Source organism: Companilactobacillus jidongensis, assembly GCF_003946575.1.
In the GTDB taxonomy this organism is placed as follows: domain Bacteria; phylum Bacillota; class Bacilli; order Lactobacillales; family Lactobacillaceae; genus Companilactobacillus; species Companilactobacillus jidongensis.
The window spans coordinates 61,688-76,175 of record NZ_RHOP01000014.1 but is presented as its reverse complement, the minus strand read 5'-3'; the positions used below and the strand labels follow the sequence as shown (position 1 = coordinate 76,175).

13 protein-coding genes are annotated in these 14,488 nt (G+C 36.3%); 1 reads left to right on the top strand and 12 read right to left on the bottom strand.

Translation table 11 applies throughout. The annotated features are described in order from the left end of the window. Positions 1–109: 109 nt before the first annotated feature. The 6 genes from EKM68_RS09575 to EKM68_RS09550 form a co-directional block, all read right to left on the bottom strand. The gene (locus EKM68_RS09575; RefSeq protein ID WP_225422990.1) at positions 110–766 is read right to left on the bottom strand and encodes an ArsR/SmtB family transcription factor; all 657 of its coding nucleotides are present in this window, start codon (positions 764–766) and stop codon (positions 110–112) included. Positions 767–866: 100 nt separating this feature from the next. Next, positions 867–1,265 (bottom strand): DUF3021 domain-containing protein, encoded by a 399-nt coding sequence (locus tag EKM68_RS09570; protein ID WP_125590150.1) that lies wholly within the window; start codon positions 1,263–1,265, stop codon positions 867–869. Between the two features lie 10 nt (positions 1,266–1,275). Next, entirely contained in the window at positions 1,276–1,728 is a 453-nt protein-coding gene (locus EKM68_RS09565; RefSeq protein ID WP_125590148.1) for a LytTR family DNA-binding domain-containing protein, read from the bottom strand. Positions 1,729–1,755: 27 nt separating this feature from the next. Beyond that, entirely contained in the window at positions 1,756–2,625 is an 870-nt protein-coding gene (locus EKM68_RS09560; protein ID WP_125590146.1) for an ABC transporter permease, read from the bottom strand. Between the two features lies 1 nt (position 2,626). After that, the gene (locus tag EKM68_RS09555) at positions 2,627–3,460 is read right to left on the bottom strand and encodes an ABC transporter ATP-binding protein (protein ID WP_125590144.1); all 834 of its coding nucleotides are present in this window, start codon (positions 3,458–3,460) and stop codon (positions 2,627–2,629) included. Positions 3,461–3,607: 147 nt separating this feature from the next. Next, a complete protein-coding gene (locus EKM68_RS09550) occupies positions 3,608–4,162 on the bottom strand; it encodes a TetR/AcrR family transcriptional regulator (RefSeq protein WP_125590142.1) in 555 nt (184 codons plus the stop codon). A gap of 81 nt (positions 4,163–4,243) precedes the next feature. On the opposite strand from EKM68_RS09550, the gene EKM68_RS09545 reads away from it, so the two are divergent. Then, positions 4,244–4,993 (top strand): sulfite exporter TauE/SafE family protein, encoded by a 750-nt coding sequence (locus tag EKM68_RS09545; protein ID WP_125590140.1) that lies wholly within the window; start codon positions 4,244–4,246, stop codon positions 4,991–4,993. Positions 4,994–5,206: 213 nt separating this feature from the next. Here the strand turns inward: EKM68_RS09545 and EKM68_RS09540 are convergent, their stop codons facing one another. The 6 genes from EKM68_RS09540 to EKM68_RS09515 form a co-directional block, all read right to left on the bottom strand. Continuing rightward, entirely contained in the window at positions 5,207–6,832 is a 1,626-nt protein-coding gene (locus tag EKM68_RS09540; protein ID WP_125590138.1) for an APC family permease, read from the bottom strand. A 156-nt stretch (positions 6,833–6,988) separates the two neighbouring features. Continuing rightward, a complete protein-coding gene (locus EKM68_RS09535) occupies positions 6,989–7,651 on the bottom strand; it encodes an HAD-IA family hydrolase (protein ID WP_125590136.1) in 663 nt (220 codons plus the stop codon). A 95-nt stretch (positions 7,652–7,746) separates the two neighbouring features. Beyond that, entirely contained in the window at positions 7,747–8,721 is a 975-nt protein-coding gene (locus EKM68_RS09530; RefSeq protein WP_164509414.1) for a DMT family transporter, read from the bottom strand. Between the two features lie 93 nt (positions 8,722–8,814). Then, entirely contained in the window at positions 8,815–11,556 is a 2,742-nt protein-coding gene (locus tag EKM68_RS09525) for a cation-translocating P-type ATPase (RefSeq protein WP_125590134.1), read from the bottom strand. Positions 11,557–11,758: 202 nt separating this feature from the next. Continuing rightward, positions 11,759–13,642 carry an LTA synthase family protein gene (locus tag EKM68_RS09520; RefSeq protein WP_125590132.1) on the bottom strand — a complete coding sequence of 628 codons (1,884 nt, stop codon included), beginning with the start codon at positions 13,640–13,642 and terminating at the stop codon, positions 11,759–11,761. A gap of 84 nt (positions 13,643–13,726) precedes the next feature. Then, entirely contained in the window at positions 13,727–14,419 is a 693-nt protein-coding gene (locus EKM68_RS09515; protein WP_164509413.1) for a FadR/GntR family transcriptional regulator, read from the bottom strand. Between the last annotated feature and the right edge of the window lie 69 nt (positions 14,420–14,488).

Genomic DNA, 14,488 nt, shown 5'->3' with positions numbered 1-14,488 from the left:
TGTGCATGAAAATAGGCATCCTCAATGAGGATGCCTATGGTTAAAAGTTATTCATCAATACTATTTGACAAAGAGCCTTTAAAAAGTAGAGATTCCTTGAGGTCTGTCCTTAATTCTTGTTAAACATTTTCCAATCATAATAACTTTCATTTAGACTATAAGCTTTTCGACCTTGTTCATTCAATATTTTCGTCGCCATATTTGCATACGCACATAGCTGCCCTCGGCAATAGACAATTATACTTTTATCTGTAGAAATCGAATCGACCTTTTCCTGCAATTCATCTATTGGAATATTTTTTGCCTGGTCCATATGACCATTATCATATTCCTCCTTGGGTCGTACATCTAGCAAGACAGTATTACCCTGTCGCATTTTTTTCATGGCTTCTTCTAGTGTCAAACTTGTAATTTGTTCTTTATCATTAAAATCATTTTGGATACGATTAATTTCAGATAATTGTTCTTTCCCCACGTCTCTCAGTAAATAAAACAATTCCATAACTTTATTTGAGGCCAAAGTATAAAAAACAAATTTTCCTTCTTTATGGCGAGAAACCAGGTTTCCTTCACGCAATACCTGCAAATGTCGAGACGTATTGGCAATACTCATCCCTGATTCAGTGGCAAGACCCTCCACAGTCTTTGGACCCTGTGCTAAAAGATCCATTATTTCCAATCTTTTTTCACTAGAAAGACTTTTTCCTATTTTGGAAAGTTCAGAATAAAGACTATTTTTATAATCAATTGCAGTTTCATTTAGCATCTATATTTCCCCAGTTATCATATCTGTGTTTTTTTGAATTCATCACAGCATATCACACATCTCATTTTTTTATTAAATTGGTTCAGGGTTTGGTGGTACTTTACTTCGACTTTCTTTTACGTATTGCATTATTGATCTTCTTCGTATCAGTTATATCCGCTAGATACATGATCAACCATACCAAACCATAAATAACGATTACCGTGATAACAAATGAACCCAAATGGTTAATCAATTGCCATCCAGCTGTATACATCATTATCATTACTATTATTATAGTGACGAGCATATGGATCAATAGTCGTATCGGGAAACTGAACCAGTCCGTATCAAATATCATTGAAACAATTCCTATAAGACCACTGAAGAAGAACAGAGATAGGATTTCACGCACATCAATTCCTATCCCGCCACTAAAGAGTCCTACCACAAGGAAACTAAAAGATCCTAGTAAAACTCCAATTAAAAAATACCGGATAGTTTTTAAAAATTTCGTCATGCTCTCCACCTCACATCCCCAACTGTTTTTTCAATTCAGTTAAATATTTCCTACTAACATTGAATTTCAAATCATCTGTTAAAAGGGCGGTCATATTACCTGAAAATGCTGCTTCAAGCGAATTTAGATGATTCAAATTTATTACTGTATTCTTGGATATTTGCACAAAATTGCCATCATCAATACGTTCTATCATTTTCTTTAATTGACCACGTAAGCGATAAATTTTCTCATGTGTATAAATAGTTAATTCATTTTCAAAAACTTCAATAGCGATGATTTGATCGATCTGAACCATAATCACTCGATCATCAACGGATAGTGGGACGACAGAGAACTTTGAATTCAGTTCGTCTAACTTCTTCATTAATTCTTGAACCTCATCAGAAAAATTAGAAGCCTTGACTATGACATCAATCTCATTTTTAGGGATTTTATCGTCTTGATTAAAGTTTATTTTCATCCCACACTCTCCCTTACACAGTTATGATCAAACCTTACTTAGAATTAGTCTGCGGCTGATTCTTGAAATCAAAAAGACACACAAACTAATTAATGCCGCAAAACTAATAAATATCAACATATCCTGTTGAAAAGTAAGTGCTCTATTCCAGTCAACACTTATACCCATAACTTTTTTAAACTTGGACAACTCAACTGTCGGCAATTTGCTAAATGATTTGTTCAATTGCACATTCATTAGAACGTCTCGATACATCGCCGAATTGTATGGTGCAGGAGTAACCTTCATTAAATTCTGCATGGTAGTTGGTAAGGTTCCAATTGGAATATAAACACCGGCAAAGAATCCCGAAGCTGTACCAATTATTGTGCCTATCTTACCAAGAGTATCAACCTTTTTAACAAAAGATAATAGTAATAAATTAAAAATTGTCCAGGTAAAACTGCTCAGTACCGAAAGACCGAACATTTGTGGAAAAATCATCAAATTAAACATACTGTTATCCACAATCATAAAAAATGTTCCCATAATTAAGTACATAATTAGTTGCATAATAACACCTACAAACATTGAAGTGACAATATATGCAAACTGTATACCGACATAACTAATATCGGTCAAATCAATATCTTCCAAAACATTATTTTCCCGATCCTGAACCATCAAACTCAAACTACTCAATGTCGTAGTGATTGCAGTAATCGTCAAAGTACCACCAATTAACCATGGATCCAAAAGTAACTTGGTATCAGGGACCCTTGCCCAGCTAGTTATCATATTCTGACTTAGAAATGCCAAGTACAGAATAAAGGAAATCATTGCCCCCATAAGTGAGAAGAAAACCCCACTTCTATCATTAAAATACATTTTTAAGTTACGACAAATTAATCCGCTCATATTAATGAATTTCCTTTCCTGTTAAATTCATAAAAACATCATTCATAGTTCCTGGACGATATTCAAAATCAGATATTGCTTGAGAATTTTTGGATAATATCTCTATTGCGTGATCCTTATCATTTACACTCAGTTTCTTAGATTCTCCATTTGGATAATACAAAGTCAAAATATTCTGAGTGTACTGTTTTTGAAGTTTGTTTACCGTATTTTCGGCAATTATTTTACCTTGATCGATAATATAAACATAATCCGCGGTTTGGGTCTCTTCCAGATAATGTGTAGTCAGAACTATCGTTAAGCCCGTATCACGTCTTAATTGATTAAGCACGGTCCAAATGGCAGTCCTAGTACGAACATCTAATCCGGTTGATGGTTCGTCTAAGAACAACAACTCAGGACTATTGACCAAGGCTCTGGCAATGTCAACACGCCGCCTCTGTCCACCTGAAAGACTTCCATATTTTTGTTTCCAAATACTTTCTAAATCAAATTTATTTATCAATAGCTGTATCTGAGTTGGCTTGTGATACATTTTGGCTCTTGTCATAATATTATCTTTAACGGATAAATTATTATCCAAAACACTACTTTGAAAAACCACTCCGATTTTATTTCGATAATCTCGATTGGTAGTGGATTTTCCGTAAAAATCAATCATTCCACTAGTAGGTTGAATAATACCTGTCAACATATTGATCGTGGTAGATTTACCAGCTCCATTGGGTCCTAAAAAAGCGACAAAATCTCCCTTGTTGATAGTTAAATTAATGCCATTAACGGCCGTCTTGTTTTTAAATTTTTTAGTTAGTGATGTTGCCTGTAGCAGTTTCATAGTGGTCATCTCCATTTGGTTTATGAAGATAATTCTATACGGGAAAATTTATTTGTATTCAATTTTGCAGTGAGTGGTAAATATTTGATGTTTAGTGGTTATTTTTGGACAATAAAAAAGCCTCCTAAATTTTTTCTGGGAAGTTTTTTAGTTCAATATCTTACCTAAATTAATCTCAAAACTATCAGTATTCTTAATCAATGGATTATGAAACCAGCCGATTCCCTCGTTAACGACTTCACCAATAACTAACGCCCGGATTCCACGAGTAATAGTAAGTTTTGCTTCATCATCTGTGACAAAATCTTCAATAAATGTATACATAATTGCCTTCAATCTTAGAACTGCTTCACCGATGCTCTTATCTTCGGAAATTTCCGAAGTCTTCAAAGCCAACAATGATAAGGATAAATTTTTGAGTCCGAACTCGCGCATGACTTTAGCAATTTTAATCAAGCCATCTTTGCCACTATACCCAAGACATTCAGTCTTAATCTGATTGTCAAGTTCACCAAAATATTTTTGAGTTACGGCTAGATTGAGATCATCACGATTCTTAAAGTAGAAATACAATGCTTGTGTCTTGCAATTTAATTTTTCTGCAATTCGTTTAAAGGTAGCAGAATCATAATTATTTTCATTAATTATTTCGATTGCCGTTTGAATAATTTTATCTTCTGAAAGATCACGTTTTTGAGTCATATATTTGTCCCCTAGTTATGTCTTCTTTACATTTTACAACATGTAAATTATAATTACCAATTGTAAGCAGGAGATGTAAATATGACATATTTAGCATTAGTTATAATCGGATTTGTAATTGGAGTTTTTGTTCTTTCAACTGGCGGAGGCGGTGCAGCCTTTTACTTAGGTGTACTCACTAGTGTATTCCACCTGAGCGCACCAGTTGCGGCCGCTACTTCACTACTGACAGCTTTTCCATCATTAGTTGTCGGTGCATTCGGCCACTATCGCACTGGGAATATTCGCTTCAAAGTTGGTAATCGTATGTTGATTGCGGCCATTCCCGCTGTTGTAGTTGGTGCTTTGATTTCCCCATATATTCCACTTAAAGTTTACACTTGGATCGTTGCCATAATTTTAGTTGTTTTAGGTCTTCAAATATTAATTCAACTTATCTTTCCTTCAAAAAATTCAAACAAAAAATCCACCAATGACTCCTTAAAAGCATCACTATTCGGAGTTGTCAGTGGATTGATGGTTGGTATTGCAGGATTAAGTGGTGGTGGTCCAATTTTAGCTGGCTTATTATTACTCAATCTAGATATGGTTCGTGCGGCTGCGACTTCATCTTATGTTCTAGCTGGAACAACTTGCGTCGGATTATTGTTTCATCTATCCGGTGGCAATATTAACTGGTCGATCGGTATCAGTTTGATGATCGGTGCAATACTTGGCGCATTAGTGGCTCCAAAATTATTGGCTAAGGTTGATCCGATAAAGTTCAACAAATATCTCAGACCATTCATTGGTGTCCTATTAGTGATCATGGGCGCACGGATGGTTATTTAAAAATATCCTTGTAATTCAGTATAATTAACATGACAGTCTTTCAAGTTTTATATCTAATGATTGCTTTTGCACGTTTAGCTACCGCCGAGGCGGACGATTATCCAAGCAGACCAATGGGGTCTGCTTTTTTATTGCACTAAAAGTATAACAATAATTACATGTCAATTTTAAGCCATCAAAAAAGAGCTGGGATTTCTCCCAGCTCTTAACTAATTAATCTTCTGCAATTAAGTCACGTTCATGCCAACCAAAGATAATGATCAACACGGCACCGACAATAGTCAATCCTGCGATCATAGCGATGTTGTTAGCAATTTTTGCACCACCTAGGTACAAATCACCAACAATAACAACTAATAGCGTAGCAAGGATTCCTGTCCATTGTAGACGTGTGAATGCTGAGCCAGTTTGGCTACGTTCTTCACGACGAGTTACATATGGCATGATGGCGCCAAGACCAACTAAGACAATGATAGCAACGAAGTTAATAATCAATTCGTACCACCATGTACTTGATCCCGCAGCAACATCTTGAGGTGCAATCCCAAAAATTGTGGCAACAGCCGTGACGATCAAACACCACCAACCAACTGACAAGGCAATTTTATCGTTCTTAATGTAGACATATTCAGAAGGATATTTTTGACTATCCATACGAATCTTAATGAAGGCAAAGAAAATCCAGCAAGTAACACCTGGTGAAATAATTCCATTAAGGTTCAGTAGCCAGTTGAAAATATCATTCATACTTGGAAGGAAAATACCTAGTAACATGATAAAAGCACTCAATCCGCAAGTTAATAGATAACCATTAACTGGTAATCCTGATTTGTTTCGCTTGCGAAGAACCTTAGGCATGTACTTAGCACCTGTATCAGAAATCAACATTCTAGTCATAGCATCTAGCAGTACGGCTAGTAAAGCCGCTAGATAGAATACTTCAGTCCAAGCGAAGATATACATCAAGGTGTTTCCCATGTGGAATTGTTCACCAAGAGCTTGGAAAGCATAGTATGAACCATTCATCTTCAAATCATTTGGTAAATGATAAGCATTGAAGAACACACCCAGTGAGAATGAACCAAAGATAGTTAAGAAGGCAGTCATAACGGCTAACATGATCATGGCCTTAGGAAACTCACTCTTAGGCTTGCGCATCTTAGTAATAAATGGTGCAATCAATTCAGCACCATTCATCGCATAGATCAATAGACCCAAAGTAGTTAAATAATGTAAATCAAATTTTGGAACAATAGTATGAATATTCATTGGTTGAGTGGCAATATGACCACCCATACCTAGTGCGGCGAATGTCATGACTACGAATAACACAGTCATTCCAAACATGGCAACCCCACCGATAGTACTCAAGAATTCAAGTGAGTGCTTGAATCTTGATTGAACAAAAATAAAGACAATGAACGTTATAACGGTCCAAAATGCGAACCAACCGTTAGACATTGTATTTTGTAACTTACCATTTCCGTACCAAGCCCAGCCTAATCCAACAACAATTGAATTGGCTGTATCGACAACGTAAGGAATTGATGCAGCCCAGTATGTCCAAGCTGTAAAGTAACCTAGGAATTCACCACTAGTTCCACGAACCCATGATGTCAGTCCACCACCCTCATGATTGAAGACTGATCCTAACTGTCCAACCATAAGTGAATATGGAATGACATATAAAAATAGCATAATAACCCAGGAAGTGATAACTCCCATACCTTGATTTTGAAAATTATAAGTTAAATCATCAAAACCAATTACCGTGACAAAACTCATTAACGCCAGTACTGGCCAGCTAATAAAGCTTTTTTTCGGCTCTAAAGTTTCCATAAAAATCCCCCGAAAATATTTTTATCGTTTAGTAAACATTTGCAATTAAATATTTTACAACTTTTTGAACCACTTTATGTGTGAAAACGTTTTTTAGTAATAAAAAAAATACCCACATTATGTCGGCATTTAATTACTTTGGTTATCTATCAGTACTTACAGACTATTTTTTAAAATATCAGGAATTTCATCTAGTGTATTAACTTCGTATGTCGGTTTGGCATCAATAGCCTTTTCAAAATTACGATTGACCCAAATCGAATTCCAATTCATCTGCTTGCACGGAACAATATCTGCCCCATATCCTTCAGCAATATGAATATGATTTTGATTATTCAAACCATATTCTTTTTCGATTATTTTGAAAAACTTCAAGTCTGGTTTATAGGCATGAACATCTTCCGCGGTCCATACATCAAATGGTAATTGTAACGCCTCAACATTCTTAGTGATGATGCTCCATGACGAATTGGACATCAAAATTAATTTATAACCGGCCTCAACGAATTTGTGCAGCGTTGCAATGGTTTCTGGAAATGGCGTTAAATTGCGATGAGCTTCCAAAACCTCCACATAGTATTTTTCAAATTGATGCTCCAAGTCAAACTGATAATCCAAGTTTATCAAGTTGTTGCGTGTCAATAAATCATAGTCAACGTAGGGATGCATGTTAGATCTATCAGATTGATATACATCAAATTTTTCACGTGCTGATTTAGGATCCACTCCGATTTTTTTAGCAATAGCTTCTACTTCATCATAAGTTTTGCTCTCATTGAGAAGTGTTCCATAACAGTCAAATGTTAAATATTTTTGCATAATTATCATTCCTCCTATTACTAGTAAATCACTAATGGAACAAAAAAAATAACCGCTGATTAGACTTTGATAAGAATTCGCGATTATTTTTTAGATCAATTTGTATGATGTTGTCTAGTTTGATGCCGAACTAAGGCAATAACTCGATAGGCAATATCTTCACCCACTAATGTAATGACGGATCCTAGTAAGATCACAATAATCCCAAAAATCGTGCGGCTACTGATAGCTTCACCCAATATAAACAGTGATAGCACGGGAGCCAATGCAGGTTTGATCAGGAAGATTAGTGAAGATTGGACAATACCAACCTCTTCCATTGATATGAAATATAATCCAAACGCAACACCAGTGACTAATACTGATATATACAATATCAAAGGTAATGTTTGTAGTGTTAAACCTTTGAAAAATGGGATATTAACAAATTCATTGTAATGAGATGGCAAGCTCTGAGCCATTGGCGTATGACTCAAGAGCATCAACGCACCTAACTCTAATGAACCAAATAAGAATGAAAAGCATGTCATTGACAGGCCATTAATGCCAATCTTATGTCCATTAATACGTGACATGACTCCATAGACACCGAAAATAATCGATGCCAAGAGGCCCAATACAATTCCCATTGGATTTTTTAAATTAAACGGATTAATAATAATTAACAAGCCGACAAGTGTCAGTACCAAGGCAAAGACATTTGTACGGGAAAGCTTCTCATGTAAAAAGACAAATCCAATGATTAATCCAAAAATTGGATTAGCACTCAAAATGATGGCAATGACTGATGCTTCTGTCACCTGAATTGACAATTGGTATAGTGTCATACTGACAACAACAATGACAAAGCCGGTCAGAGCACATCGTCCCCAATCATATAGAGACATCTTAACGCCATTCTTCTTAAGGTGAAGAATCGCAAATGGTAATAATGCCAAACCGCCAATCAAGAATCTGATAAAGTTCAACTCAACTGGATTGAATTGACCACCGGCGATTTTTAAAGCAATTTCCATCGAACTGAATAAAAACATCGGTATTACTATGTATAGAAAACCTTTTAGCTTCAAAACGTTTGTTTCATCCCCTAAATTAGTGAAGTAACATTACTAGTTTACTCCTCTTGGCACACTATTTTCGAATCGAATTCATAAAAATACAAATTATTTATTTTTTAGTAGAACCGCTTTAACGCCTGAAATCAAGAAAACTGGTATAGCTGGAATAAAAATTACCATTAGATATACGCCACCACTAAGTCTAGCTGTTCCCATAACCTCATTAAAGAATGGCGAGATCGTCACGAATAGTGAACTTAGAGCTGAGAATGATACTGCCATTATCAGCTTGGAATTACTGAACGGATTACGATGGAATAATGTCTTGGAACTTCTAGCATCGAAGACATTCCACAGTTGTCCGAAGACTAAGGTCAAAAACGCTACCGTCTGTGCTTCTTCCACTTGCATTCCGCTTCTTGCAGCTAAGACAAATCCAACGAAAACTACTACACCCATAGTGATCCCTCGAACAATAATTCGGCTCATCATTCCATCAGCCAAAATTGACTTGTGCGTATCACGTGGAGGTTCATTCATAATATCTGACTCGGGCACGTCATAGCCCAATGCAAACGATGGCAGAGCGTCACTGATCATATTTACCCACAGCACCATCAGTGCCGTTAGAGTCGGTGTATTACTGCTGACATTGCCAATATCATGTGTTATGAGTAGCAATCCAAACATCAGCGACAATACTTCTGCCACATTAGTTGTTAATTCATGACGCATAAAATTCTTGATATTAGTAAAAATCGTTCGGCCAGCTTCAACTGAATGTTCGATTGTTGTGAATTTATCATCTAGCAAAATCAAGTCAGCCGAATCCTTGGTTACATCAGTTCCGTTGATTCCCATCGCAACTCCAATATCGGCCGCACGAAGTGCCGGTGCGTCATTAACACCGTCACCAGTCATTGCAACCACTTCACCGTGACGTTGCAATTGGTTAACGATACGTTGCTTATGCTCAGGTGATACTCGTGCATAAACTCTGATATTTTCTACTTGATCAAACAGTTCATCATCAGACATTCTATCGATCTGCTTACCTTCCATAACTTGTGTACCATTATTTGAAATAATTCCTAGCTTAGCAGCGATTGCCTGAGCTGTCTTAACATGGTCACCAGTTATCATAACTACATTTATATCGGCGTTATGGAGTGTTTCAACTGACTGTCTAACTTCCTCACGAGGTGGATCGATGATACCGGCTAATCCTAGTAATGAAATATTGTTCTCCAATTCTTCCATTGCAGAATTCATAGCTTCGTCTTCAGAAATAACCCGCTCACCAACTGCCAAAGTTCTCAAAGCTTCGTTAGCAAACTTATCAATTTTTTCTTCAAATGCTTTTTTGTCGGTCCCTACATCTGCCTTGTTAAGCAATACATCCGGTGCACCTTTAGTCAGTACTTTGAACTCATCACCAGCTTTGACAACAACACTCATCATTTTTCGAGTACTGTCAAATGGAAAAATCCTCAAAATGTCATAGTCTAATTCTGATTTTTTATTTAACAATTCATGGCGATCCAATCCAGTCTTTAGGCCCAATACTACTAGTGCCACATCAGTTGGATTACCAAATGGAACGTAATTACCATTTTCATTCTTCGATACATTAGCTTCATTGTTTAGAATACTTGCAACGATAAATTGCCTCGCTGATTCTACTTGATCTTTTGGAGTGATCTCTCCCAACGGATCATATCCGCAACCTTCAACTTCAAACTCAACTCCATTTGCGAAGAATCTAGTTACAGTCATTTCATTTTTTGTTAAAGTTCCAGTCTTATCAGAAGCAATAAAAGTTGTTGATCCCAAAGTTTCAACACTGTTCAAAGATTTGATCAAGCCCTTACTCTTAGTCAAAACAGTAGCACCGATCGTTAGTACGATCGACAAGACCGCTGGCAGAGCATCTGGAATTGCAGCTACGGCTAACGCAATCGCCGTTGAAAGGATTGCCGCAAAACTAGTGAATGAGAACGACCCAGTCGTCAGCCAAGTCTTAAGTGATCCAGCCACAAGGGTGAACAATACCACTCCACCAGCAACATACATTAACTTACGAGTCAGTTCATTGACTGTTTTTTCGATTGGTGTTTTTGAATCTGGTGTATTCTTGAGCAATCCAGCAATTTTACCTAATTCAGTTTCCATTCCCGTGGCTACAACAACGGCGTAACCATTACCATTAGTTACAGTCGAACCCGAGTAACCCATATTCTTACGATCACCCAGATCAGTCTCTTCAGGTAATACCTCAACGATTTTACTGATAGGTTCTGATTCACCGGTTAAATGTGCTTCCAGAACTTGCAATTCTGAAGTTTTAAACCAACGGACATCAGCTTCGATGAAGTCACCCATTTTAACACCAATAATATCTCCTGGTACTAACAAATTAACCGAGATTTTTTCCCAGTTATTATCGCGTACTACCGAAACCTGATGATCATTCATTTTTTTGAGGCTATCAAGTGACTTCCTGGCACTAGCAGTCTGCCAAACTGACAAACCACTATTGATCAGAATCAAGATCATAATTGCAATGGCTTCATAGAAGGATGACATCGCATGTTTGACATCCCCACTACTAGTTAAATCATATATTCCACTTACCAAGGACAACAGAACCGCTAGTAACAAAATTATTACTAGTGGCTCTTTAAAACTGTGAATAAATATTTTCCAAATCGGCGTGGGTGGATCTTGCTGCATCTCATTTCGCCCGTACTTCTCAAGTCGAAGTTGAGCTTCTTTTTCGGTTAATCCTTCGTGACGGCTAGTATTTAATTGTGTTAGCACATCATCCTTGCTTTGATTGTAAAACATCTCCACGCCTCCTTTGATTTGGCATATTCATTTAATTGGTTATTAGTGTCTTCTTATAGTTTAACAAATATTTTTATGATATACGAGATAAATCGCACCATTTGGAAAAATATTATCCATATATTGACTAAAAATATAAAATTCTTCCTATTATATAGAACCACAAAAAAAACACGAGTTGAAATTCCAACTCGTGTTTTTGTTATTTCGTAAATCCAACTTTTGTACTATAGCCTTTTCCAGCCGTTAAATCATATTGGATAAGTTTGTAATCTGTTAATAATTCCTTTTGCTTACTACTCAAGTTCTTGTATGCTACTTCTTTACCAGTCTTCTTATTGACATAGAGACTTTCAGAATTACCAACCGTACTCTTAGCCATTGCTGGTGCATCCTCTTGAATCTTAGTTAGCATGGCATAAAATGGTGTAACTTTTTGTCCCATTTGCTTGTATGCCAAAGCAATGAATCCATTTGGATCAGTTATTTTAGTGCTGCTGCTCAATTTCTTAGTAGCTTTATCATGTTCGATTGCGTATTTATTACTGTAAACAAAGTACTCGGTTTCATGTTGAACAACATTGTATTTTTCCATATTATTGCCATCATAAATACCAGGTAGGTGATCACCGTACCAGACAACCGTAATTGGTTTGTTGATTTTATCGAGACTTTCTAAGAAAGTTTTTGTTGACGCATCTGTCAAACTCAAACCTTTAGAGAAGTTAGCGACTTGTGTGGCATTTTTACCAGTACCACTGCCGCTAGCTTTGAAATTATTATTCTTGTACTTATTAGTGTATGGCATATGATTCTGCATCGTGACCAAACTAATGAATTGTCCGTTTTTAACATTATTAACTTGCCACAAAGCGTCGTTATACGCAGCTGCATCACCGACATACTGTCCACCATCAGCGGGTTGAGTATATTGTAATGCCAAATTACCACTAGTATCGATATTTCTAAAAGTCTGGAATCCAAACTTCTTATAAACACTAGCACGACTATAGAAATTACCAATATATGGGTGAATAGCCGCTTTAGTATTGAACTGATTAGTGATATTTTCGGGATTATTTTGTTTTTGAACTAACTGCACATATGGCGATTGTAATGACTTCGAGAATTGATTATATGCTAATCCCGTAAAAGTCATATATTCCATATTGGCAGTTCCCCCACCGTACCCGGAACTGAGCATCAGACCTGATGTATTGTCCTTCATGGTTTGACGGATATTGGGCATTGCATCTTGATTGATTTTGACATTGGGAACGCGACTTGGATCGGCGAAACTTTCACTCAAAACAAAGATCAACGTTTGCTTATTAACGTCGCTGTTTGGACGGTCAGTATTGATATCCTTAGCAACGTTCTTATATTTTTTAACGATTGAATCAATTTTGGCCTCACTATAACCAGCTGGCTTATCCATGACATTGACACGAACATTAGTTAAAAACGTGATCAATGGTCCATTACTATTGGTTTCCCAAATCAAGTTGGCAGTGAAATCTGAACGTCCGGCCTTTGCCAAAACTTTGTTAGTAAGGGATCCTTCGTCATTAGCTGAGTAAAAACTACCAAGACTTAAAACTGCCAGTAGTAGAAAAATTACACGGGCTGGCCACTTCATACGAAGCAGTGACTTGCCAAATTTTCTTTCTAAGAAGATACAAATTGCGATAACAATTAGTAGAATTACCACGATTTCTAAAACCAGCTTCAAGCTGATCATGGTCAATAGTTCCTTGATATTGCTTAAGAACATCAAATCACTTGGCAACACTGGTTCGGTTCGATACATGACCTTCAGTCGATTAGCAACAGCATATATAAAGAAGAAAACATAAAACACGGCTGTTGAATAAAAGAACCGATTAATGATCCCGTACAGTCCCATATAAACCAAGAACAATATCGTCGCCGTTACGAGATACATCCCCGGGTAAGTCTGTGTAATGGTAGAAAAGGCAAATGATACCGAGCCAATTTGTGAATACTCCAAAACAAATCCCATCAACAAAGCTGATAGGATTATGAAAACAATCTGTAATGTGTAAATCTTGTTAAATCTTTTCATTATTTAATAACACCTTATTATTTCATAATTAACACTTCTATATACTAACCTAATTTTTTTGAAAATGGGAATTAAAATCGATTATTAATAATCTGACAATAATTTTGACAAACAAAAATCAATCAATTTATCGTTACAATCTTTAGCTTTTTCAAATTCACGCTCATTCAAATAATACACAACGTCATCTCGAAGCATTTCGATTTTTTTCAAATCATGTGCTTGTACGATCCACTTTCCTAAAGTTAAATAAATCGATTTGAAATTCAAAATTAATAATGGATAAACCAAGTTGCCTGAAGAAACAGCCAATTCATGATAAAAATCAAAGCTCAATTCTGGTTTTTTATTTGGATTAATTTCCTTTTTGAATTTATCATATAACAAATTCAATTTAACAAACGACGTATCAGTATCGCATTCCATGATCATGTCATCCTCGAATAGTTTACGAGTATGAAAAATTGACCTCAGCAATGATGGGCGATAGTTTCCACCGTTAAAATTGATAATGATATTAAACGTCTCTAAATTACCATTTTCATTAAACTTAGCGATGTAATTGCCCTGCCTAGGAACAACACGAATGAATCCTAAACGAGCTAATTCTTTGAGACCGTTATTCATAACCGAGCGACTGACTCCAAAGTTCTGTGCCATGACACGTTCACTTGGTAATTTGTCGCCAATTTTTAATTCACCAGTTAAGATTTTCTTTTCAAAAAAATCAACTAACTGATCTACTTCTGACTTTGATTGGATAGTTTCAAATTTCACGATTGGCCTCCTCTTGAATCTGGTACAACCAGACACCACCAATAAGATACTTGCTTAAATCAATTATAT